At 71.6% G+C, this 22738-nt stretch carries 20 protein-coding genes; 14 read left to right on the forward strand and 6 right to left on the reverse strand.

Features of this window, described 5'->3' with window-relative positions; genetic code table 11:
- Nucleotides 1-2: 2 nt before the first annotated feature.
- Nucleotides 3-1040: a LacI family DNA-binding transcriptional regulator gene (locus P6897_RS02910; protein WP_282502037.1), complete on the forward strand. Its 1038-nt coding sequence runs from the start codon at nucleotides 3-5 to the stop codon at nucleotides 1038-1040.
- 1 nt (nucleotide 1041) lies between these two features.
- Nucleotides 1042-2175, forward strand: coding sequence for a glycerate kinase (locus tag P6897_RS02915; RefSeq protein WP_282502038.1), 1134 nt, complete (start codon nucleotides 1042-1044; stop codon nucleotides 2173-2175).
- Nucleotides 2176-2249: 74 nt separating this feature from the next.
- Here P6897_RS02915 and P6897_RS02920 read toward each other — a convergent pair whose 3' ends face one another.
- Genes P6897_RS02920 through P6897_RS02930 form a run of 3 tightly spaced genes read right to left on the reverse strand, consistent with a single transcriptional unit; the run spans nucleotide 2250 to nucleotide 6891 of the window.
- A complete protein-coding gene (locus P6897_RS02920; RefSeq protein ID WP_282502039.1) occupies nucleotides 2250-3899 on the reverse strand; it encodes an acyltransferase in 1650 nt (549 codons plus the stop codon).
- Nucleotides 3896-5011 (reverse strand): substrate-binding domain-containing protein, encoded by a 1116-nt coding sequence (locus P6897_RS02925; protein ID WP_269267185.1) that lies wholly within the window; start codon nucleotides 5009-5011, stop codon nucleotides 3896-3898. The genes P6897_RS02920 and P6897_RS02925 overlap by 4 nt, the downstream gene beginning before the upstream one ends.
- Nucleotides 5008-6891 (reverse strand): heparinase II/III family protein, encoded by a 1884-nt coding sequence (locus tag P6897_RS02930; RefSeq protein WP_282502040.1) that lies wholly within the window; start codon nucleotides 6889-6891, stop codon nucleotides 5008-5010. The genes P6897_RS02925 and P6897_RS02930 overlap by 4 nt, the downstream gene beginning before the upstream one ends.
- A gap of 166 nt (nucleotides 6892-7057) precedes the next feature.
- On the opposite strand from P6897_RS02930, the gene P6897_RS02935 reads away from it, so the two are divergent.
- The 11 genes from P6897_RS02935 to P6897_RS02985 all read left to right on the forward strand — a co-directional run bounded on the left by P6897_RS02935 (nucleotide 7058) and on the right by P6897_RS02985 (nucleotide 18327).
- Nucleotides 7058-9076 carry a DUF2264 domain-containing protein gene (locus P6897_RS02935; RefSeq protein ID WP_282502041.1) on the forward strand — a complete coding sequence of 673 codons (2019 nt, stop codon included), beginning with the start codon at nucleotides 7058-7060 and terminating at the stop codon, nucleotides 9074-9076.
- A complete protein-coding gene (locus P6897_RS02940) occupies nucleotides 9073-10356 on the forward strand; it encodes an extracellular solute-binding protein (protein WP_282502042.1) in 1284 nt (427 codons plus the stop codon). The genes P6897_RS02935 and P6897_RS02940 overlap by 4 nt, the downstream gene beginning before the upstream one ends.
- A gap of 92 nt (nucleotides 10357-10448) precedes the next feature.
- Complete coding sequence (locus P6897_RS02945; RefSeq protein WP_269267188.1) at nucleotides 10449-11384, forward strand: sugar ABC transporter permease; 936 nt, start codon at nucleotides 10449-10451, stop codon at nucleotides 11382-11384.
- On the forward strand, nucleotides 11384-12304 hold the full coding sequence (locus P6897_RS02950) for a carbohydrate ABC transporter permease (RefSeq protein ID WP_269267189.1): 921 nt from the start codon (nucleotides 11384-11386) through the stop codon (nucleotides 12302-12304). Before P6897_RS02945 ends, P6897_RS02950 begins: the two co-directional genes overlap by 1 nt.
- A gap of 4 nt (nucleotides 12305-12308) precedes the next feature.
- Nucleotides 12309-12980, forward strand: a complete 672-nt coding sequence (locus tag P6897_RS02955) for a DUF624 domain-containing protein (protein ID WP_269267190.1) — start codon at nucleotides 12309-12311, stop codon at nucleotides 12978-12980.
- Nucleotides 12981-13001: 21 nt separating this feature from the next.
- Nucleotides 13002-14228 (forward strand): glycoside hydrolase family 88 protein, encoded by a 1227-nt coding sequence (locus P6897_RS02960; protein ID WP_282502043.1) that lies wholly within the window; start codon nucleotides 13002-13004, stop codon nucleotides 14226-14228.
- Entirely contained in the window at nucleotides 14225-15097 is an 873-nt protein-coding gene (locus tag P6897_RS02965) for a fumarylacetoacetate hydrolase family protein (protein WP_274178351.1), read from the forward strand. The genes P6897_RS02960 and P6897_RS02965 overlap by 4 nt, the downstream gene beginning before the upstream one ends.
- Nucleotides 15094-15858, forward strand: a complete 765-nt coding sequence (gene kduD / locus P6897_RS02970; protein WP_269267195.1) for a 2-dehydro-3-deoxy-D-gluconate 5-dehydrogenase KduD — start codon at nucleotides 15094-15096, stop codon at nucleotides 15856-15858. The genes P6897_RS02965 and kduD overlap by 4 nt, the downstream gene beginning before the upstream one ends.
- Nucleotides 15859-15923: 65 nt before the next feature.
- Nucleotides 15924-16763: a 5-dehydro-4-deoxy-D-glucuronate isomerase gene (gene kduI / locus P6897_RS02975; protein ID WP_274178352.1), complete on the forward strand. Its 840-nt coding sequence runs from the start codon at nucleotides 15924-15926 to the stop codon at nucleotides 16761-16763.
- A gap of 8 nt (nucleotides 16764-16771) precedes the next feature.
- On the forward strand, nucleotides 16772-17710 hold the full coding sequence (locus P6897_RS02980) for a sugar kinase (protein WP_269267199.1): 939 nt from the start codon (nucleotides 16772-16774) through the stop codon (nucleotides 17708-17710).
- Nucleotides 17707-18327 carry a bifunctional 4-hydroxy-2-oxoglutarate aldolase/2-dehydro-3-deoxy-phosphogluconate aldolase gene (locus P6897_RS02985; RefSeq protein ID WP_269267200.1) on the forward strand — a complete coding sequence of 207 codons (621 nt, stop codon included), beginning with the start codon at nucleotides 17707-17709 and terminating at the stop codon, nucleotides 18325-18327. The genes P6897_RS02980 and P6897_RS02985 overlap by 4 nt, the downstream gene beginning before the upstream one ends.
- A 107-nt stretch (nucleotides 18328-18434) precedes the next feature.
- Here the strand turns inward: P6897_RS02985 and P6897_RS02990 are convergent, their stop codons facing one another.
- The gene (locus tag P6897_RS02990; protein WP_282502044.1) at nucleotides 18435-19364 is read right to left on the reverse strand and encodes an NADP-dependent oxidoreductase; all 930 of its coding nucleotides are present in this window, start codon (nucleotides 19362-19364) and stop codon (nucleotides 18435-18437) included.
- A gap of 94 nt (nucleotides 19365-19458) precedes the next feature.
- On the opposite strand from P6897_RS02990, the gene P6897_RS02995 reads away from it, so the two are divergent.
- Nucleotides 19459-19953 carry a MarR family transcriptional regulator gene (locus tag P6897_RS02995; protein WP_282502045.1) on the forward strand — a complete coding sequence of 165 codons (495 nt, stop codon included), beginning with the start codon at nucleotides 19459-19461 and terminating at the stop codon, nucleotides 19951-19953.
- Nucleotides 19954-20071: 118 nt separating this feature from the next.
- Here the strand turns inward: P6897_RS02995 and pgm are convergent, their stop codons facing one another.
- Both pgm and P6897_RS03005 read right to left on the reverse strand, forming a co-directional pair.
- A complete protein-coding gene (pgm, locus tag P6897_RS03000) occupies nucleotides 20072-21712 on the reverse strand; it encodes a phosphoglucomutase (alpha-D-glucose-1,6-bisphosphate-dependent) (protein WP_112616468.1) in 1641 nt (546 codons plus the stop codon).
- Between the two features lie 52 nt (nucleotides 21713-21764).
- Nucleotides 21765-22691 carry a LysR family transcriptional regulator gene (locus tag P6897_RS03005; RefSeq protein ID WP_282502046.1) on the reverse strand — a complete coding sequence of 309 codons (927 nt, stop codon included), beginning with the start codon at nucleotides 22689-22691 and terminating at the stop codon, nucleotides 21765-21767.
- Nucleotides 22692-22738 lie beyond the last annotated feature (47 nt).

Genomic DNA, 22738 nt, shown 5'->3' on the forward strand with positions numbered 1-22738 from the left:
TCGTGGGACAGACGGGGATGTCGCCGCGTGGCTCGGCCACGCTGCACGATGTGGCGAGAGAAGCCGGGGTGTCGCTCGCGACCGCCTCGCGGGCGCTGAACGGCTCGACCCGCAAGGTCGCCGACGCCTATCGCGAACGCGTCGAGCAGGCCGCGGCCCGGCTCGGCTACACGGCCAACCTGTCGGCGCAGGCGACCGCGCGCGGCACGTCCGCGATCGTCGCGCTGCTGGTGGCCGACATCGCCGACCCGTACTTCGGGCAGCTCGCGGCAGGCGTCGCGCGCGGCGCCGACGAAGCCGGGCTCGTCGTCACGGTCGCCATCACCGAGCGCGATCCCGCGCGTGAGCTGCGGCTCGTCCGTGCGCTGCGCGGACAGCGCCCTCGCGGCATCATCCTCGCCGCCTCGCGCACGTCGCGCGAGATGTCCGACGAGCTGAGAACCGAGCTCGACCTCATCACCGCGAGCGGGGGAACCGTCGTCGCGTTGGGCCCGGGCGCCCCCGGCATCCGCAGCGTCGCCATCGACAACCGCGGCGGCGCCCGCGAGCTCGGGGCCGCACTCGCCGCGCGCGGCTACCGCTCGGCCATCGTGCTCGCCGCCGCCGAGGGCGTCGTGACGAGCGACGACCGTCTCGCCGGCTTCGCCGACGGCTTCACGAGCGGCGGGGGAGCCGAGCCCCGCGTGTACCGCGGTGGTTTCAGCCGTGAGTCCGGTGCCGAGGCGATGTCAGCGGCCCTCGCCGACGGCGTCGAGCCGGGAACCGTCGTGTTCGGCATCAGCGACGTCGTCGCCATCGGAGCCCTCACCGCGGTGCGTGCCGCAGGACGCGAGCCCGGCACCGACATCGCGCTCGCCGGCTTCGACGACATCCCGACCGGTCGAGACGTGACACCGCCCCTGACGACCGTGCGGGTGCCGCTCCCCGATGTCGGGTACCGCGCGCTCCGCGCCGCCGTCGACACGGATGCTGACGGGGCCGCGGCTGCGCTGCCCCTCGAGGTGCTCGTGCGCGAGAGCACCCCGCCGCGGAGCGCGTGACGTGACGCGCGTCGTCGTCGCGATCGACAGCTTCAAGGGGTCCATCGCGGCCGCTGAGGCTGCGCGTGAGCTCGCCGCGGGGTGGGCATCCGCCGACGCCGACGCGGTTCTCGAACTGCGCCCGATGGCGGACGGCGGCGAGGGCACGCTCGACGCGTTCGCCGCGGCGATCCCCGAGGCGCGCCGGATGCCCGTGACCGTCACGGGCCCCGCGAGGACAGCCGTCGATGCGTCCTGGCTGCTGCTTCCCCCGACGTCCGGCGGCCGGTCCGCGCCGTCGGGTCGCGGCTCCGTGGGAGTCGTCGAGCTGGCCTCGACCTCGGGGATCGAGTTGCTGGGCGACGAGCGACGCGGCCTCGACGCCGACACCACCGGATTCGGCGAGGCGATCGCCGCCGCGCTCGACGCCGGAGTCGACCGCCTCGTGCTCGGCATCGGATCGAGCTCGTCGACCGACGGCGGAGCCGGGATGCTGCGCGCGCTGGGCGCCCGGTTCACGGATGCCGCCGGACGAGACGTCGTGCCCGGCGCGCGCGGCCTCGCCGACATCGCGCACGTCGACCTGTCGGAGCTCCGACCGCTTCCCCCGGGCGGCGTCGACGTGCTCAGTGACGTGTCGAACCCGCTGCTCGGTGCGCGTGGCGCTGCCGCCGTGTTCGGACCGCAGAAGGGGCTCGACACGGCTCAGGTCGCCGCAGCCGACGCGGCGCTGAGCGGGCTCGCCGACCTCGTGCCGGATGGGGCGTCGCTTGCTGCCACGCCGGGGGCCGGAGCCGCCGGCGGCACCGGGTTCGGGTTGCTCGCGTGGGGCGGGCGCCTGAGCCCGGGCGCCCGCGAGGTCGCCGCGCTCATCGGCCTCGCCGACGCCATCGCCCGAGCCGACCTCGTCATCACGGGCGAAGGCTCGTTCGACGGGCAGTCCGCGGCAGGCAAGGTCCCCGCGTTCGTCGCCGAGCTCGCCGCCGCGGCCGGGGTGCCGGCCGCCCTCGTCGCGGGACGGATCGCGGATGATGCCGACACCGCCGCGTTCGCGTCATCCGTCTCGCTCACCGACCTCGCGGGGTCGGCCGAAGCCTCGCTCGGCGATCCCGCCCGCTGGCTCCGCGCCGCCGGCGCCGCGCTGGCCCGTATCTAGCCTGCCCGCGCGTTGACTCGCCCGAGTGAACGGCTTCGCCGCGAGCGCACGGCTTGCTCACGTAGGAAGGTCGTTCACTGGGCGCTTGGCCGTGCATTGAGTGACTGATGCGAGGATGCCGGGGGCTCGGGGCGGTGGACGCCCCGTGGTCGATACCCCAGCGCGTCCGAGAGGCCGAGCAGGTCGGCGAGGTACCAGACGATCGCGAGCCACATCTCGGTGCCCTGGAGTCCCGGCTCTGCATCGGCGAGGTGGAAGCTCATGCCCGACCCCGCTCGCCATTCGTCGAGCACATGGTCGAGCAGGCGCGCCGCGAGGTTCTCGACCTCGGCGCGGCGGTATCCGGCTGCCCGCGTGAGCCAGAGGGGATGGGCGACGTCGAGCACGTTGCAGGCATCCAGCCGTGCCGGGTCGAACCAGCGGTCGTCACGGGCGTGGCGGAGCACCGTGTCGATGACGGCCTCCGGATGCGGCACGGGGATGCCGTGCTGCGCGAAGGTCCCGCGCGATGCCCGGTAGAAGCCGTTGACGACGAGCAGCAGGCCGCGGTCGGCGGAAGGCCGGCCCCACATACCGCTCGCGGCATCCGCATGCGTCACGAGCCATCCGAAGAGGGCCTCGGCCAAGCCCGGCGCGATCCGGTCGCCCCGGCGCCTGGCCCAGAGCAGAGCCGTCCCGATCGCGTCGACGTGATGTCCGGCGTTCCAAGGATCGGTGTCCCAGGGCAATGCATCGAGCCGTGCGATCACGGAATCGGCCGTGGCGTCGCGGATCAGTCCGATGGGGTGAGCGAACTCCGACCCCAACAGGTCGAGCGCGTAGCCGGTCGAGAGCACGTGATAGGCCGTGTCGCCGTCATCCCAGCCGGGGACGCCGACCGCGCCGAGCGGCGGCACCGCGCCCGTCTCCGGACCCTGCCAGCCGCGCAGCCGGGCGATGAGCTCGGACCGGTCGCTGTCCGGCGGCGTCGACCCCAACAGGAGGTCGGCGATCTCGACGGCATCGCCCTGCGCCCGCACCGTCGGCGGGGCGCCCGGCCGGTCGGCGTACAGCCCGGTATCCGGGTCGAGCGAACGCCGGAGCACCTCGCCGGCCTCGGCGCGAGCCCGGTCGGCGAAGTCGGTCAGACGCACCCGCAGACGGTTCGGCGCCGCGGCCTCGTCCCCGGGCGGTACGCGCCACCGCAGCAGACGAGCGGGGTTGCCGCCGACGATCGCGCCGGCGGGCACGTCCTTCGTCACGACGGCACCGGCTGCGAGCACCGCCGAGGCGCCCACGGTGACCCCGTCGAGGACGACGACGTGCGAGCCGATCCAGACGTCGTCGGCGATGCGGATGCCGCGGCTGGTCAGCGGCTGCCGGAAGACAGGCGTCCCGGGCTCCATCGAGTGGTTGAAGCCGAGCACCGAGCTGTGCGCGCCCATCCTGACGCCGTCGCCGAAGACGACGTCGCCGCGGACCACGGTCGACGGATTCACGGAGCAGTCCGCGCCGATGCGCAGGGTGCCGGTGAGATATGCGCCCGCGGCGATGTACGAGCGATCGCCCAGGTCGAGGGTGTCGGCGTCGAGCGCCGCGAGCTCCGAGACGAAGCAGTCATCGCCGAACGACCAGTCCGCGTGCTGGTTCGCCAGCGCCGCCTGATGCTCGCGCTGGCGGCGCCGGCTCTCCGCGGATGCCGTGGACCAGAAGTCCCACGGCGAGTAGTCGTGACGGTCGATCACGCCGGGCCATCCGCCCGCGGTGCGACGGTGGACTCGCGCACGACGAGGGTGGGGTTGAGCATCACGCGACGGGTGGGCCGGCCGGGGTCGGCCATCCGCGAGACGAGCAGCTCGACCGCCGTCTCGCCGACGCTGACGCGGGGCGGTGCGACGGCGGTGAGCGCGGGCGTGAACAGCTCCGCCACCTCGTCGTCGTAAGCGATGATCGACAGGTCGTCGGGCACGGAGATGCCGCGGTTGAGCGCGAGGTCGACGAACGCCATCGCCTCGGGATCGGAGTGCACCAGAAGGGCGGTGACACCGCTTCCGAGCGCCCGGTCGAGGGTCGTGTCGACCGCGGCGGAGAACTCCGCGCTCGCCCGGTCGGGCAGGGTCGTCTCGATGTGCTGGGCGGGTGTGAGCCCGAGCTCCTCGCACGCGGCCTGCCAGCCGGCGGCGATCTTGCGCGAGGTGGGTGAGTTGCGTGAGAGCACCAGCCCGACCTTGCGGTGTCCGAGCGAGGCGAGGTGGCGCGCCGCGAGGACCGCGCCGAGCGCGTGGTCGGTCGTCACCGCCTCGACGGGGACCCCGGCGGGCTGGACGATCGCGTCGCGCTCGACGAGAACGCTCGGTGTGCCGCAGTCGGCGAGCCACTGAACGACGTCCTGCGAATGCGGGGTGTCGGTGTTCGGCGCGACGATCAGGCCGCGGATGTCGCCGCTCGCGACGAGACGCTCGAGCACGGGACGCTCGTCCTGAAGCTCGTACGACGCTCCCCGGAGGTGGACCTTGAGTCCGTGGCGGCGTGCGGCGGCCTCCATGCCTCGCACGACCCCGGGCCAGTAGAAGTTCAGCGAGGGGACGAGCACGGCGATCGAGCCGGCGGCAGATTCGGGGCCGCTGCCCGCGACCGGCGGGTGCGTGTGCTGACCGGTGGCGGGGATGGCGCCCCCGTGCACGCGCTGCAGCAGCCCCTCCTGCTCCATCTGCGCGAGGTCGCGTCGCAGGGTCACCGTGGCGGCGCCCAGCTCGTCGGTCAGCTGCGAGATGCGCACGGCGCCCTCGCGCTCCATCGTCGCCAGGATGTGCGCGCGGCGCTCGGCCGCCAGCAGCGCCGGTGTGGGGTCGGTCATGGTCGCTCGTCCTCGTTCCGTTCCTGTTCTACCGTGACACGCAGCTCGGTACGACCACCGGCGCTGATCGCGAGGCGGCTCAGGCGGTCGCCCCAGACGTCGGTCAGCATCGGATCGTCGAGTTCGCGAACGACGAGGGTGTGCGGTGCCCCGGTGGGCCACGTGATGCGCACCGGGGTCGCGCCGTCCAGCGGTGTCACGCGAGCCCATCCGTCGCCCGTCGTCACCGAGCCCGCGAGGAGCAGGCGCACCTCGGTATCCGGTCCGGCGGCTTCCCAGCGGTCGTCGATCGTGACGTGTCCCGAGCGGTGAAGCGCAGCCCGGCGTCGCCACGAGCGTACCGAGCCGGCGGGGTAGGCGCCGCCGATCTCGAGATCCAGCGCCTCCATCTCATCCGTTCGGACGATGACCGGATCGGATGCCGCGAACGCCGCGCCATGCGGCTGCGCCGAGCCCGAGATGCGGGGCACGCTGTGCCAGTCGCTCTGCATGGTCCAGATGTCGTATCGGCCGGGGCCGAAGGTCTGCGCCGTGTAGGTCGGCCGGCCGGCGTCGACGATCACCGGCACGCCGTCGGACGCGACGATGATCGAGCCGACGTCGTTGTGGTTGTGGTTCTCGTCGTTGTGACCGCCCTTGAGCACGACCGTGAGCCTGGCGGCGCTGCCCGCTCGTCCACGTGCCAGCCAGACCTGCGTCGACGGGAGCCACACGTCCGAGGGAAGCGGGCTCGGACCGGGAGTCTCGGCTCGCCAGGCGTCGTCGGACAGGGCGCGCAGCAGGCGACCGAGCCCGGCGTCCTCGGTGGCGGGCGCGTCGTCGGCGCGATGCGCGGCGGCATGTCGGCGGGCCTCGTCGTCGCCGACGGCGCGAGCCGCCCGGTGCAGGGCGTGCCAGGGCTGATCCGCCGGGGGACGGGCGGGGCCGTCGGCGAGGTTGACGTACCACGGGCCGCCGAGGTGCGAGCGATGCGGGAACGCGACCGTTTCGCGCAGGGCCTCCACCTCGGGCACCGGATTCCACGCGCCATCGGTGGCGTAGGCGAGCAGGTCGAGAGCCTCGAGCGCCCGGCACGCACCGTTCCACCAGTACGCGTATCCCTCGTCGATCGCGCCGTCTGCCGGAAGCGCGGCGACGTAGCGGTCCAGGCCCTGTGCCACCAGGGCGACGAGCTGATCGCGTTCATCGCCCTCCTCGCACAGGACGAGCCCCGCGACCAGCACGTTCCCGTGGATCCAGGGATTCCAGTTGTGGACGTGCCCGTCGAGCCCGAGCCAGTGCCAGTCGCGTCGCGAGAGGAACGGCTCGATGACGCGAGTGCGGGCCTCGTGCCGGATGCGCTGCCGCAGCCCGGGGTATCGCTCGTCGAGTCGTCGCCCGAGCACGTGGTCGATCCACGCGAGCTGTCCGACGACTTCGCCCGCGCCGAGATCGAGGAACGGGTCGGTGACGGTCGCCAGCACCGACCCGTGCCGCGAGAAGGTGTCGTCGTGGGCGGGCCAGCACCACGTCGACTGCTCGCACAGCAGCCAGACGCCGTCCGCGACCTCATCGAGGTATCGGGGGTCGGGGTCCGACAGTGCTGCGACCACCGCCCGACTCAGCCGCCGCTGCCGCGTGAAGACCTGCTGCTCGTAGCCGTCGCGGTCGCCGTCGCGATGCACGCGCGCTGCCGCGCTCGCGCGGGGCTGCGGCCACGGTGCGTCGAGGTCCGCGCGTGCCCGGTCGACGAGCGGGCGCGCGGCGGATGACGGGACCAGTCGGGCCCAGTGGTCGGCGTCGGGCACGGGCAGGGCGTCGGCGGGCGGGCGGAGGCGAGCCGGGACATCGCCGCAGACGGCCGCGAGCGGGCCGGCGAATCCCTCGGTGTTCCACAGCACGGCTGCTCCTTCGGGTGACGGCGGTGTCACCAGTCCAGACGAATAAATCGATCAGTATCGATCATAAGGAAACGAAGAAGATCTTGCAATGATCGAATCGGGTTGCTAATCTCCGAATCGGTCGCGATCAACGATGACGACCATGAAGCCCTTCGAAGGAGAACCGGTGACTTCTGAGCACCCGAACCCGCCACACGGCGCGACCGAGCGTGACACCTGGGTCGCCCGCGCCGACGTTCTGCTCGATGCCGCGCTCCGTCACGCGACGCCCGGCGCGGGCCGCATCCACTTCCCGGGCGCCGAGGGTGGCTACGGTCACGCCGTCGATGGGCTCGAGGGCTTCGCGCGCACCTTCCTGCTCGCAGGATTCCGGATCGCGGGCGCACGAGGCGAGGGGGTAGACGAGCTCATCACGCACTACTCGCGCGGAATCGTCTCGGGCGTCGACCCGAACGCACCCGACCGGTGGGTTCGGATGGAGGAGCACGCGCAGGCCAAGGTCGAGGCGGCATCCCTCGCCCTCGTCCTCGATCTGACCCGCCCCTGGATCTGGGATCGTCTCGACACCCTCACGCAGCAGCGCGTCGTCGACTACCTCGCTCCCGTCGTCGGCGACGACACCTATCCGCAGACCAACTGGGTCTGGTTCCGCATCGTCGTGCAGACCTTCCTGCGCTCGGTCGGCGGCCCCTGGTCGGCCGACGACATCGCCGCCGACCTCGCCCGTCACGACTCGTTCGTCCGCGAGGGCGGCTGGCTCTCCGACGGTGCCCAGCGCTCCTACGACCACTACGTGGGGTGGGCTCTGCATGTCTATCCGATCCTGTGGGCGCGCATGACGGGGGCCACCGACCTCGCCGGGGGCCGGACGGGCGCCGACGTCGCCCGACTCGACGCGTTCCTCCACGACGCCTTCGCGCTCGTCGGCGGCGACGGCTCGCCCCTCATCCAGGGCCGCAGCCTCATCTACCGCTTCGCCGCCGCCGCGCCGTTCTGGGCCGGCGCCATCGCGAATGTGCCCTCACACAGCCCCGGCCGCCTCCGCCACGCCGCCGACCGGATCGTGACGCACTTCGCCGAACACGGCGCCCCCGATGCCGACGGCCTGCTCACGATGGGCTGGCACGGCACCTGGCGCGGGCTCGCGCAGTCGTACTCCGGCCCGGGTTCTCCGTACTGGGCCGTCAAGGGCTTCCTCGGTCTGCTGCTGCCCGCCGACCACCCGGCCTGGACGGCCCCGGCCGAGCCGTTGCCGATCGAGGCGGGGGACGACCTGCGCGCGATCGCATCGCCCGGCTGGATCGTGTCGGGCACGGTCGCCGACGGAATCGTCCGCATCGTCAACCACGGCACCGACCACGCGTTCCCGGGCGACCGCACGACCGATTCACCGCTCTATGCGCGACTGGGCTACTCCACGGCCACCTCGCCGATCGTCGACGAGTGTGGCTGGCTCGAGCCGCTCGAGCAGTCGGTCGCACTCGTCGACTCGGACGGACGTGCGACGCACCGCACGGCGATGACCCTGCGCGACGTGCGCGTGCAGGATGACGCGGACGGGCGGGTCGGGATCGCGGCATCCCGCTGGGACGCGCACCTCGTCGACCCGGTCCCCAGCGCGCATCGTCACGGATCCGGGCTGGTCGGACATGCCACGTCCGTGGGCACCGTCACGACCACCTCGATCGTCCGCGGATCGTCGGAGGTGCGTGTCATCGTCGTCGACGCACTCGCGCCCGGGCAGGATGCCGCATCGCTGCGACTCCGCCTCGGCGGCTGGCCGCTCTCGGGTGACGAGGTGGTCGGCGGTACCGACGACACCGGAGCGTGGGTGTCATCGCGGGGCCGCAGCAGCGGCATCCGCGCCCTGACCACCGGCGGGGTCGCGGGACTCGTGTCTCGTGCAGACGCCGATCCGCTCGGCGTCCGCACGCTCGTGCCCGTCATCGAGCACGCGGTGCGCGTCGGCGAGCCCGTCGTCGCCCTGCTCGATCTCGCCGGTGGCGAGCGCAGCGCACCGCACGCGGCCGTCGCCGTCGACGGCGCCTCGGTCACGGTCACCTGGCCCGACGGGGCCCGGACCGTGAGCCGTCTCATCGACTCCGAATCGCCTGCCCCGGCGCTTCGGCATCACGAGGTCCGACGTGGGACCTCGCACGCAATCGCAAAGGAGCAGCACGCATGAAGCGCAAATTCGCAGCCGCAGCAGGAATGGCGGTCGTCGCCACCCTGTCGCTCGCCGCCTGCGGCGGGGGATCCGAGCCCGCCCAGACCGCCGACGGCCCCGTCACCCTGACCCTGTCGGGGTGGAGCCTCGACACCACCCCCGAGTTCCAGGTGCTCGCCGACGCCTTCCACGAGAAGAACCCCGACGTCACGGTCGAGCTCAAGCAGTACGACGCGGCTGAGTACAACACGCTGGTCACCGCCGACCTCGCCGCGGGCGTCGGACCCGACATCATCACCCAGAAAGAGGTGAAGTTCGTCACGACGTTCCAGGAGGGCGGCCAGCTCATGGACGTCTCCGACGTCGAGCTGCCCGACGGCGTCGGCGGCGCCTCGTCGTACGAGGTCGACGGCACCGCCTACGGCGTGCCCTACCGCCAGGACCGCTGGGTGCTGTTCTACAACAAGGCGCTCTTCGACGCCGCGGGCCAGGAGTACCCCGACGGCTCGTGGACGTGGGAGGACTACGACGCGGCCGCCGAGGCGATCAACACCGCGGGAGTCGCGAAGGGCACCTACCAGCACCGCTGGCAGTCGACCGTGCAGGGCTTCGCCTCGGCACAGGAGGACACCGACGTGCTCTCGGGCGACTACGGCTACTTCGCCGACTACTACAACCGGGTGCTCGCGCTCCAGGGTGCCGGCGCGCAGGTCGACTTCAACACCTCGACGGCCAACCAGCTCACCTACCAGGGCGAGTTCGGCACGCAGAAGGCCGCCATGCTGCCGATGGGCACGTGGTACGTCGCGACGCTGATCTCGCAGCAGGCCTCCGGTGAGGCCAACGACTTCGAGTGGGGCATCGCGCCGATCCCGCAGCTCGACGCGTCGACGACCGGCATGGACAGCACGCCCGTGACGTTCGGCGACCCGACCGGCTTCTCGATCAACGCCAACATCGACGGCGCCAAGGTGCAGGCGGCGAAGGACTTCCTCGCCTATGCCGCGAGCCTGGAGGCCGCCGAGGAGCTGGCGAAGATCGGCATCACCCCGGCCGCGTCGAACGACGCCGTCACCGAGGCGTACTTCGCCGTCGAGGGCGCTCCGACCGACGAGCTGTCGAAATTCGCGTGGTCGACCGGCGACGTCCACCCCGAGAACCCGACGTCGAACAAGACGGCGGCGATCCAGAACATCCTCAACGACATGCACAGCGCGATCCTGTCGGGCTCGACCCCGGTCGAGCGGGCCATCACCGAGGCCGAGGACCGTGTCGCCAACGAGGTCGGTCTCGACTGATCCCGCGCGCCGTCGCTTCGCCGACGGCACCCCGCGGCCGGCGCGGCACCCCGCGCCGGCCGCATCCCCCGCCGTCCTCCCCAGGAGACACCATGACCACCACTGCCGCCTCACCGAAGGCGCGCCGCCCCGAGCCGGCGCAGCGCCGCAGGCGATCGAAGCTGACCCTGCGCAACACGCTGCTGGGGTGGAGCTTCATCCTGCCGAACTTCGTCGGCTTCGCCCTGCTGACCCTCGTGCCGGTCATCACCCTGTTCTACATGTCGCTGACGAACTGGAACATCTTCGGCACGGCGAACTGGGTGGGCCTCGCCAACTTCGAGCGGCTGCTCGGTGACGGCAGCTTCCGCATCTCGTTCGTCAACACTCTGTACTACGCCGCGCTGCACATCCCGCTGACGATCATCGCGTCGCTCGGTCTCGCGCTGCTGCTGAACAACAAGCTGCGCGGCGTCGCGTTCTTCCGCACCGCCGCGTTCTTCCCCTACATCACCTCGATCGTCGCGATCGCGGTCGTGTGGAACCTGCTCTTCAGCCCCGAGTACGGCCCGATCAACGAGATCCTCCGCGCCGTGGGCATCGCCAACCCGCCCGGCTGGCTCACCTCGTCGGAGTGGGCGATGCCCGCCGTCGTCATCGTCAGCACCTGGCGAGACATGGGCTACTACATGATCCTGTTCCTCGCGGGGCTCCAGACCGTGCCCCGCGAGCTCTACGAAGCTGCCCGCATGGACGGCGCGAACGCGTGGGAGCGCTTCGTGAACGTCACCCTGCCGTGCCTGCGGCCGACGATGTTCTTCGTCACCGTGATGCTCACGATCAACTCGTTCAAGATCTTCGACCTGATCCTCGTCATGACCGAGGGCGGGCCGGGTCAGTCGACGCTCGTGATCTCGCAGTTCATCTACCGCAAGGGGTTCGAGGAGAACCAGTTCGGCTACGCCTCCGCGGCCGCCGTGGCGCTCTTCTTCCTCTGCATCCTCGTGACCATCCTCCAGTTCATCTGGAACAAGCGGAGGAACGTCTGATGACGAATCTTCTCGTACCCCAGGACGACCGCCGGGCGCTGCGCAAGATCGCAGCCGACGGCCTGCCCGAGGGACACCGCCCCGACACCGTGTCGCCGCTGCGCCGCGTCGGACGCCTCGCCGGCTACGTCGCGCTCATCATCGCCGCGGCGGCACTGCTGCTGCCGTTCTTCTGGATGATCATGAGCTCGCTCAAGACGGCGAACGAGGTCTTCTCGGTGCCGATCCAGTGGATCCCCGAGGTGTTCGTCTGGCAGAACTACGTCGACATCTGGAACCAGTCGGGGATGCTGACCTGGATCCGCAACACGCTCGTGCTCGCGGTCGTCGTCACCTTCCTGCAGGTGCTGACCGGGTCGTTCGCGGCCTACGGCTTCGCCCGCATCCGCTTCCCCGGCCGCGACGTGCTGTTCCTCGCCTACATCGGCACGATCGCCGTGCCGTGGCAGTCGTACATGATCCCGCAGTTCATCCTGCTCTCCAACGTCAAGGTCTCGAACACGCTGTGGGCCATCATCCTCATCCAGGCGTTCGGCGCCTTCGGGGTGTTCCTCATGAAGCAGTTCTACGAGACCATCCCCGAGGAGCTCTCGGAGGCCGCGCGCCTCGACGGCCTGAGCGAGTACGGCATCTGGCGCCGCATCATGCTGCCCCTCTCGGTGCCCGCCCTCGCGAGCCTCACGCTGCTCACGTTCGTGAACACCTGGAACGACTACCTGGGGCCGCTCATCTACCTGCGCAACCCCGACCTGTGGACCATCCAGCTCGGACTCAAGAGCTTCGTGAGCAACCTCTACGACACCAACTACGCCCTGCTGTTCGCCGGACTCGTCATCTCGGTGGTGCCGATCGCGATCATCTTCCTCGTCGGGCAGAAGTACTTCGTCGAGGGCATCGCGACCAGCGGGATGAAGGGCTGAGGCCGTGAAGCGCATCTCGCACAACACCTACGCGACCGTCTTCGGCGTCGTCTACCTCGGGCTCATGACGAACCTGCTGCTGCTGGCATCGTGCCTGCCGCTCGTCGTGCTGCTGGTGATCACCGACCCCGCGCTGTCGTGGCCGATGCTCGCCGTCGTGGCACCGGTGTGCGCACCGGGCATCACGGCGGCGTTCGCGACCTTCCGCGCCCACGGCGAGGGTGAGAACCAGGTCGTCCGGACCTTCGTCCGCAGCTGGAAGCGCTCGTGGCGCAAGGCCATCGTGCTGGGCGGGATCGTCGTGGCGGCCCTCGTCGTCGTGCTGGTCGACGTCCGCTTCTTCGCACCGATGCAGGCGGGGGTCGCGGTCGTCCCCGTGCTCGGCGTGCTGACCGTGCTCCTGCTCGCATCGGGTCTCGTCGCGTTCGCTGCCCTCGCCGAAGAGCCCGACGCCTCGCTGCGCTCGATCGCCCGAGCGGCGGTGCTCCTGAGCGTGCGCCGGTGGTGGCTGAGCCTCGTCTCGCTCGCCGTCATCGCGCTGCAGGCGGGGCTGTTCGTCTCGATGCCGGCCATCGCGATCGGTCTCACCTCGGCGCCGGCGCTCTACCTCGCCTGGGCCAACGCCCGATACATCCTCCGTCCGGCGCTCGGTGATCCCGAGCCTCAGACCGTCTGAACCCCGAAGGAACCCCTCGACATGACATCCCTCCCCGGCACCGACCTCGGCGTACCCGCGGACGCGGCCCTCGCGCGCGACAGCGGCGCCATCGAGGCGGCGATCGCCGACGCCCTGAGCACGCTCCGCCGCAACATCGAGACCTTCGGGCTGAGCTACCCCGACGACACGACGCACGATGACCGGTACCCGATCCGCCCCGCGGCGAACGGGTTCCCGGCCGGCGCCAACCGCGGCTGGACGACCAGCTTCTGGCCGGGGATGATGTGGATCGCGTGGGAGATCACCGGCGACGCCTTCTTCCGCGACGCCGGGCTGGCCCACGCCGCGGACTTCGCGCGACGGATCCGCGACGAGGACGACCTCGACACGCACGACCTGGGGTTCCTGTACAGCCTCGCCTCGGTCGCGCCCTACCGGCTGCTCGGCGACGAGGACGCGCGTGAGACGGCCCTGGCGGCCGCCGATCACCTCATGCGCCGCTTCCTCGAGCCCGCCGGCATCATCCAGGCATGGGGAGATCTCTCCGACCCCGCGCAGCGCGGACGCACGATCGTCGACAGCCTCATGAACATGCCCCTGCTCACCTGGGCGGGCGAGCAGACCGGCGAAGAGCGCTTCGCCGACGCGGTGCGACGGCACACGACGCAGCTGCGCACGCACATCCTGCGCGATGACGACACGACCTTCCACACCTTCTACTGGGACCCCGAGACCGGGGAGCCCCTGCGCGGCGCGACCGAGCAGGGCGCGTTCGACGACTCGTGCTGGGCGCGCGGCCAGGCGTGGGGCATCTACGGCTTCGCGATGAACCACCGCGCGACCGGCGACCCGGCGCTGCTCGACGCGTCGCGTCGCTGTGCCGAGCGCTTCCTCTCGCACCTCCCGAGCGACCGGGTGCCGTTCTGGGACATGGTCTACACCGACGGCGCCGACGCGCCCCGCGACAGCTCGTCGGCCGCGATCGCGGTATCGGGGCTGTTCGAGCTCGCCGGTGTGCTCGACGAGGGGGCGGACGCCGACCCCGATGCCGCCTCCCGCTACCGGGCGGCGGGGCACGAGATCCTCGCCTCGCTCATCGAGAACTACACGCCCGAGAGCCCAGAAGCCGCCGACGCGGTGCTGCTGCACAGCGTCTACGACCTGCCGAAGTCGGTCGGCGTCGACGAGGGCACCCTGTGGGGCGACTACTTCTACCTCGAGGCACTCGTGCGCGCCGCGCGCCCCGACTGGAAGCCGTACTGGTGAGGCTCGTCCGTTACCGCGCGGTCCGCGCGGCCGATGCCGAGGGGGCCGTCCGGTCGGGCGTCGTCGTGACGGTCGACGGCGTCGACCGCGTCGTCGACCTCGGACCCGCGGCGCTGACCGATCTGCTCGCGGCCGACCGCGACGCGCTCGACCGCGCCGCAGCGCGTGCGGATGTCGCCGACCTCGAGCTGTCGGCAGCGCGGCTCGAGGCGCCGGTGCGTCCGGGGAAGATCCTGTGCCTCGGCTACAACTACCGGGGGCATGTGCCCGACGGCGTCGACCCGACCGCCGACGACCCCGCGTTCCCCGATATCTTCGTGAAGACCCCCAACACCCTCGCCGGACCGGCCGACCCCGTCGTGGTGCCCGCGGTCGCGGACGACGTCGACTACGAAGGCGAGATCGCCGTCGTCATCGGGCGGCGGGCCAAGGATGTCGATGAGGCGACGGCGCTCTCGCACGTCGCCGGCTACACGATTCTCAACGACGTGTCGGACCGCTCGTGGCAGCGGCGGCAGAGCCAGTGGGCGATGGGCAAGTGCTTCGACGGCTTCGCGCCGCTCGGGCCGTGGCTCGTCACACCCGACGAGGCGGGCGACCCGCAGGACATGCTCGTCGAGGTCGTCCGCGAGGGCGTCGTGACCGTCTCGCAGTCCACCGCCACCACGATCTTCTCGGTCGCGCGCGTCGTGTCGTACCTCAGCAGCGTCATGACGCTCGAACCCGGCGACGTCATCTCGACCGGCACGCCGCAGAAGCTGCCGGACGCGCAGGCCAGCCACCGCCCGCTGCGTCCCGGCGACACGGTCACCGTGCGCATCGAGCGTCTCGGCGAACTGACCACCACCTTCATCGGAGGCCCCGCATGATCCTCGACTCCTTCCGGCTGGACGGCCGCGTCGCCCTCGTCACCGGTTCCACTCGCGGCCTCGGCCAGGGCGCCGCCGTCGCTCTCGCCGAGGCAGGCGCGGATGTCGCGCTACTCGACCGCGGCGACGCGGCCGAGACGGCGGAGGCGATCACCGCGCTCGGTCGCCGCGCGCACCGCATCCGCCTCGATCTCGGTACCGCGACGCCGGAGCAGCTCGCCGAAGCGGTCGCCGAGACGGTCGCCGAGCTCGGCGGCATCGACATCCTCGTCAACAACGCCGGAATCATCCGTCGTGCCCCGGCCGCCGACCACCCGGCCGCCGACTGGGACGACGTGCTCGCGGTCAACCTCGACGCCGTGTTCCATCTGTCGCAGGCCGCCGGGCGCCGCATGATCGCGCAGGGCTCGGGGCGCATCATCAACGTCGCGTCGATGCTGTCGTTCCAGGGCGGCATCCTCGTGCCCGGCTACGCGGCGTCGAAGCACGCGGTCGCCGGCCTCACCAAGGCGCTCGCGAACGAGTGGGCCGCGTCGGGGGTGACCGTCAACGCGGTCGCGCCCGGGTACATGGCGACCGACAACACCGCGCCGATCCGGGCCGACGCCGACCGCGAGGCATCGATCCTGGCCCGCATCCCCGCCGGCCGGTGGGGCACCCCCGGCGACCTGCAGGGTGCCTTCGTCTTCCTCGCCTCGGATGCCGCGGCGTACGTCACCGGCGCGATCGTGCCCGTCGACGGCGGCTGGCTCGTCCGCTGAGCCGGCCCCGGTCCTCCCCGTTCCATCACCGGCATCCCGCCGAACCGCCCCAGAAGGGAACCCCCATGCAGCAGCGTTACGCGACCAACCCCGCGCAGATCCCCGGCATGACCACCGCCGACCTGCGCGAGCAGTACCTCGTGCCCGAGGTGTTCGTGCCGGGTGAGATCACCGTCGTCTACACCCACCACGACCGCATCGTCCTCGGCGGCGCCGTGCCGGCCGGACGCGAGCTGGTGCTTCCGGGCTACCCCGAGATCCGCAGCGACTACTTCCTGGAGCACCGCGAGGTCGGCATCATCAACGTCGGTGGCACCGGCACGGTCACCGCCGACGGCGAGGTCTACACGCTCGTGACGGGCGCGTGCCTGTACCTCGGCCGCGGCATCCGCGACGTCGTCTTCGCCGACGCGGACGCGGCCGATGGCCAGGGGGGCGCGCAGTTCTACCTGTTCTCGGCGCCCGCGCACACCGCCTACCCGGCGGCGCTCGTGTCGCCCGGCGAGGGCACCGTGCGCGAGCTCGGCGACCAGGCCACGAGCAACCGCCGCACGCTCAACCAGTACATCCACGAGAACGGCGTGCAGAGCTGTCAGATCGTCATGGGCGTGACGACGCTGCACGAGGGCTCGATGTGGAACACGATGCCCGCCCATACCCATGACCGTCGCACCGAGTGCTACCTGTACTTCGACGTCCCCGAGGACGCCCGCATCATCCACCTGCTCGGTGAGCGCGAGGAGACCCGGCACCTCGTCGTCGCCGACCGGCAGGCGATCATCTCGCCGAGCTGGTCGTTGCACTCCGGAGTGGGTACTGCGGCGTACTCGTTCATCTGGGCGATGGCGGGCGAGAACCAGACGTTCGACGACATGGATGCCGCACCCGTCACGACCTTGAAGTGAGCGGGGCCATGCGGGGGGAGCTGCGTGGGGCGCTGCTGACGGCGGGCGAGACCATGGCGATGGTCGCGCCCGCTGCGGCGGAGCGCCTCGAGCACGCCGAGGTGTTCCGCATCGACGCCGGGGGAGCGGAGTCGAACGTCGCCGCGCACGCGGCCGCGCTCGGTCAGCCCGCCGCGTGGTTCTCCCGCGTCGGCGACGATGCCCTCGGTCGACGGGTCCTGTCGCGGGTCGGTGCCCGCGGAGTCGACGTCTCGCGGGTCGTCATCGACGCCGATTACCCGACCGGCCTCTACCTGAAGGACCCCGGTCACGGCGTCACTTACTACCGGGCCGGGTCGGCGGCCGCGCAGCTCTCGGAAGCCGACGCCGACGCGCTTTCGTGGGACGGCGTCGCGGTGCTGCACGTCTCGGGGATCACGGCCGCGCTGGGCGGAACGGCCCCGGCGTTCCTGCGTCGGATCGTCGATCGGGCGCGCGCGGCGGGCGTGTCCGTGAGCGTCGACGTCAATCACCGGGCGCCGCTGTGGGCCGCGGCTGCGGCTGCCGACCCGCTGCTCGACCTGGCACGCCGCGCGGACATCGTCTTCGTCGGTCGCGACGAGGCCGAGACGCTGTGGGATGCCGCGACAGCGGACGCCGCCCGCGCCTTGCTGCCGGACGTCCCGCAGCTCGTCGTCAAGGACGGTGCCGTCGGTGCCACGCTGTTCACGCGCGACGGCGCGGTCTTCGAGCCTGCTCTCGTCGTCGACGTCGTCGAGCCCGTGGGGGCCGGCGACGCCTTCGCCGGGGGGTACCTCGCGGCGCTGCTCGCTGGCGCCCCGCCCTACGACCGGCTGCGGTCGGGGCACGAGCGTGCGGCGCTCACGATGGCCACGACGGGCGACTTCCCCGACCCCGCCCCGGCGCCCGACCAGAACGAACCACCCCTCGAGAGGACTGTCTCATGACCACCCTGCACACCGACGCGAACACGGCGCTCGACGACATCTTCGCCGGCGCCCCGCTCATGGCGATCCTGCGGGGGATGGGTCTCGAACGCTCCGTGCGTCTCGCGACCACCGCGTGGGACCTGGGTATCGACTCGGTCGAGGTGCCGTTGCAGACCGCGGAGGACGAACGCGCGCTGCGCGAGGTCGTGCGTCTCGGCGCTGAGCGCGGCAAGGCCGTCGGCGCCGGAACCGTCGTCACCGTCGACCAGGTCGCTCTCGCCGTCGACGCGGGCGCGGCCTACGTCGTCTCGCCGGGGCTCGATCCCGAGGTCGTGCGGGCGGCGCAGCGACACGGCATCCCGATCCTGCCCGGCGTCGCGACCCCGGGTGAGGTGCAGCGGGCGGTGGCACTCGGCCTCACGTGGCTCAAGGCGTTCCCCGCCCAGTGGCTCGGCGCGGACTGGTTCAAGCACATCCGCGGGCCGTTCCCGGGTGTGCGTTTCGTCGCGACCGGCGGGATGGATGCCGCGAACGCCGCGACTTTCCTCGACGCCGGCGTACGCGTGGTGGCCGTCGGCTCAGCGCTGGAAGACGAGTCGCAGCTGCCCCGCTTGGCCGAGCTCCTCGCCCGCTGACTCGCCCGAGCGTACGGCTTCGCCCCGAGCGCACGGCCTGCTCACGCTCGAAGGTCGTGCACTCGGCGCGCAGCCGTGCATGGGGGGTGATGCGAGGATGGCGCCGCTCAGGGCAGGACGATGACCTTGCCCGCGATGCCGCTCTCAGCCGCCTCGGCGTGCAGCGCGGGGAGCTCGGCGAGGGGGATGCGCCGCGTGACCTCGACGGTGAGCGCGCCCTCGTCGACGAGGCGGACCAGCTCGGCCAGGCGGTCGCTATCGCGGCGGACGAACACCGTCGCGGCACGGACGCCGCGCGCCTCGTCGCTCGGCGTGGCCATGAACGCCGTCGTGCTGACGACCGCGCCGCCGTCGGCGACGGCCCCGACGTAGGCCTCGAACAGCTCGGGTTCGATCGGGGCGAGGTTCAGCAGCACGTCGACTCGTCCGTCGATCGCGCCCAGCACGTCGGTCGTAGTGTGGTCGATGATCTGGTCGGCTCCGGCAGCGCGGACGGCGTCGACGCTGCGGGGGCTCGCGGTGGCGATGACGTGGATGTCGGCGCGCTTGGCGAGCTGGACGGCGTACTTTCCGACGACGCCGCCGGCGCCGACGATCAGCACCCGCTGGCCGGGTTCGAGGCGACCGTCGTCGAAGAGGGCCTGCCATGCGGTCAGCGCGACGGAGGGCAGCGCGGCGGCATCGGCGGGGGGAATGCTCGTGGGCGCGGCGACCACGGCGTCGGCGGGAGCCAGCACGAACTCCGCCGCTCCGCCGTCGTGCTCCATGGGGAGGAACGCGATGACGGCGTCGCCCACGGCAAGGTCGCTCACGCCCGCGCCGACCGCGTCGACGTGCCCGGAGACGTCGTACCCGGGCACGTGGGGCAACTCGATCGGGATGGGGAGGAAGCCCGCGCGCATCCCGCCGTCTGCCGCGTTGTACGCGGATGCGGCTACTCGGATGCGGACCTGCCCCGCGGCCGGCTCGGGGCGGTCGATGTCGACGACCTCCAGGACGTCGGGGCCACCGGTCCGAGAGAACTGCACTGCCTTCATGATGTGATCCTTTACGCTCAAGTGCTTCGAATTCGAAGCGATATGGAGAACGTAGCACTGCTTCGAATGTGAAGCAATAGGTATGATCGAAACCATGACGAACGCGCCACGCTCCCTGACGTCGACGCAGCTCGCGGCCTACCTCGCCTTCACAGAGGTGGGCAGCCTGTTGCGTCCCGCCGTCGAGGCGCAGCTGAAGGATGCCGGAGGTCTCAGCTACGTCCAGTTCCAGCTGCTGGCGCGGTTGAATGACGCCCCGGGCGGCACGCTGCGCATGACCGACCTCGCCGACGGCGTGGTGTACAGCCGCAGCGGGCTGACCTATCAGGCCACGCTGCTCGAGCAGCGCGGATACGTCACGCGCTCACCGTCTCCGGAGGACGAGCGCAGCACCGTGGTCGTGCTGACTGACGCGGGGCGCGAGGTGCTCGCCGCCGTGTTCCCCGGTCACATCGAGACCGTGCATCGGCTGCTGTTCGCGCGGCTGTCGGACGCGGACGCCGCCGACCTCGCGCGCATCCTCGGCAGCGTGACGACGCACCTGCGCTCGGCGCCGCCCCGTTCGGCATCCCGGCGCCGCCCGTCCTGACCGCGGTACGCGCCCGAGCGCACGGCTTCGCCGCGAGCGCACGGCCCGCTCACGCTCGAAGGTCGTGCAACCGGCGCTCAGCCGTGCATTGGGCGTGTGATGCGAGGATGCCGCGGGGTCAGGCGCCGAGCGCGGCCGAGACCACGGCGCGCGCTTCGGCCTGCACCTCGGCGAGGTGCTCGGGTCCGCGCAGGCTCTCGGCGTAGAGCTTGTAGACGTCCTCGGTGCCCGACGGGCGCGCGGCGAACCACGCGTGCTCGGTTTGCACCTTCAGGCCGCCGATCGCTGCACCGTTGCCCGGCGCGTGCGAGAGCTTCGCGGTGATCGGCTCGCCAGCGAGCTCCGTGGCGGTCACGGCGTCGCCCGACAGCCTGCCGAGCGCGGCCTTCTGCTCCGGCGTCGCCGCGGCGTCGACGCGCTGGTAGGCCGACGACCCGAACTGGGCCTCGAGCTCGGCGTAGCGCTGCGACGGAGTCTTGCCCGTGACCGCGAGGATCTCGGCGGCGAGCAGGCACAGCAGGATGCCGTCCTTGTCGGTGGTCCACACGCTGCCGTCCTTGCGGAGGAACGAGGCCCCCGCCGACTCCTCGCCGCCGAAGGCGACGGAGCCGTCGAGCAGGCCGGGAACGAACCACTTGAAGCCCACGGGGACCTCGAGCAGCTCGCGGCCGAGCGACTCGGCCACGCGGTCGATGATCATCGACGAGACGAGGGTCTTGCCGACCGCGGCATCCGCCGGCCAGCCGGGGCGGTTCGCGAAGAGGTAGTCGATCGCGACGGCGAGGTAGTGGTTCGGGTTCATCAGACCCGCGTCGGGCGTCACGATGCCGTGGCGGTCGGCGTCGGCATCGTTGCCGGTGAGGATGTCGTACTCGTCGCGGCGCGCCACGAGCGCGGCCATCGCCGACGGCGACGACGGGTCCATGCGGATCTTCTCGTCCCAGTCGAGCGTCATGAATTTCCAGGTCGGGTCGACCTCGGGGTTCACGACGGTCAGGTCGAGGCCGTAGACCTCGGCGATGAGCGCCCAGTACTCGACCGAGGCACCGCCGAGCGGGTCGGCCCCGATGCGCACGCCCGACGCCTTGATCGCGTCGACGTCGATGATCGTGGCGAGGTCGCGCACGTACGCGTCACGGAAGTCGTACTGGCCGAGCGCGTCGAGGTCGATGTCGGCGTGACGGGTGCGGTGCACGCCCTCCAAACCGGCGGCGATGAGCTCGTTCGCGCGGTCGGCGATCCACGAGGTCGCGTCGGTGTCGGCGGGTCCGCCGTGCGGGGGGTTGTACTTGAAGCCGCCGTCGCGCGGCGGGTTGTGCGAGGGCGTCACGACGATGCCGTCGGCGCGGCCCGCGTCGTCGAGCGCGCGGCCCCGGTTGTAGGTCAGGATCGCGTGGCTGAGCGCGGGCGTCGGCACCCACGAGTCGCGGGAGTCGACCCGCACGTCGACGCCGTTCGCGACGAGCACCTCGATGGCGCTGCGCTCTGCGGGAAGGGAGAGGCCGTGCGTGTCGCGCCCGAGGAAGAGCGGGCCCTCGATGCCCTGAGCGCGCCGATAGTCGACGATCGCCTGGGTCGTGGCGAGGATGTGGTCTTCGTTGAAGCTCGTCGACAGCGACGAACCGCGGTGGCCGCTCGTTCCGAACGCGACGCGCTGCCCGGGGACCGCGGCATCCGGCTTCCGGTCGTAGTAGGCGGCGATCAGCTCATCGATGTCGATGAGGTCGGATGCTTCTGCGGGCGCTCCTGCACGGCTCATAGTGCTTAGTCTGCCCGTTTCCGGGCGCGGCGGTGACGGATTGACACGGCACTCACGGCCGATCCCGCGCGTTCGTGGCGGCGAGCAGCGCGGTGAGGACCGCGCGGAGCGCGGGGGAGTCGGCCTGCGAGCGCCGGTGCACCGCGGAGATGTCGCGCGTCGACGCGGGAGCTGCCGTCGGCACCGCGACGAGGTCGGGTCCGAGGTCGCCGCGGCCCAGGCGCGGCACGAGCGCGACGACGGCTCCGGTTCGGGCGAGCTCGATGTGGTTCTCGAACTCCATCGACTCGTACAGCACCCGGGGTGCCCCGCCGACGCCGTCGAACAGCCGCCGCAGCCACTGGCGGCAGATGGTCGTGTCGAAGGTCGCGACCCACTGCTCGCGCGCGAGGTCGGCCGGGTGCAGAACCTCGCGGCCGGCGAGCGGATGGTCGCGATGGAGGATGACGTCGGCGACATCCGTGAACAGCGGAGTGACGACGAGGTTCTCGGGGATCGCCAGCGCGACGCCGCCCCACTGATGCACGATGCCGAGGTCGCGCTGGCCGGAGGCGACGAGCGCCACCGTCTCCCACGGCTCGCTCTCCCGCACGGGCAGACGCAGGTCGGGGTGGGCGCCCGCGAGCTCCACGAGCACGGGAGCGAGCAGCCCGCGCATGACGGTCGAGAACGCGGCGAGGCGCAGCTCGCCGGTGACGCGGCCGTCTCCGTCCGCACCGACGCCGGCGTGCAGGTCGGCGCGCAGTCGCTCGAGGTCGGCGAGGATCGGGGTCGACCCGACCACGAGCTGCGTTCCGGCAGCCGTGAGGGCCACACCGCGGCCGACGCGTTCGAGCAGTGCGACACCGGTCTCGCGCTCGAGACGCTTGATCTGCTGCGACACCGCCGAGGGTGTGAATCCCAGAGCGGATGCCGCGGCCGCGACGCTGCCTTCCCGTGCGACGGTCCGCAGCGAGTGGACGGCATCCAGATCGATCATGAAGTGATGCTACCGATTCGAGTGGAGAAAGCATCGCTTGTCGTTGA

It is taken from the genome of Microbacterium sp. BDGP8 (assembly GCF_029991045.1).
Taxonomy (GTDB): domain Bacteria; phylum Actinomycetota; class Actinomycetes; order Actinomycetales; family Microbacteriaceae; genus Microbacterium; species Microbacterium plantarum.